Genomic DNA, 362 nt, shown 5'->3' on the forward strand with positions numbered 1-362 from the left:
GCCTTCCTTCTTGACCAGGTTCTTGAGCTGGACGAATTCCGGGCCCATCTGGACCTTGGCCTTGATCCAGTCCGGTTTGCGTTCCACCGGGGTGGCCGCATTGCGCTGCTCGATCCGCAGCATTTTCCGGCCATCTGGTGCCAGTGTCATTGTTCTCTTTCCGTAGTACTAAATCAGCAGGCCACGACGTTGACGGCGAGGCCGCCCATGGCCGTTTCCTTGTATTTGGAGCTCATGTCCTTGCCGGTCTCGCGCATGGTGACGATGACCTCGTCGAGCGAGACCCGGTGCGAGCCGTCGCCCCACAACGCCATCTTGGCGGCGTTGATGGCCTTGGCCGCAGCGATGGCGTTCCGTTCGAT

General features: G+C 60.8%; 1 protein-coding gene and 1 pseudogene. Both read right to left on the reverse strand.

Annotated features, from left to right (window positions below; genetic code table 11):
- A pseudogene (locus AC1DFE_RS24230) lies at window positions 1-150 on the reverse strand (lipoyl synthase); the annotation flags it as partial.
- 23 nt (window positions 151-173) lie between these two features.
- Window positions 174-362: L-serine ammonia-lyase, iron-sulfur-dependent, subunit alpha (locus AC1DFE_RS24235; protein WP_476908351.1), on the reverse strand; the 189-nt coding region annotated here is incomplete at its 5' end.

This window comes from Arthrobacter sp. 05T423, from assembly GCF_056396245.1.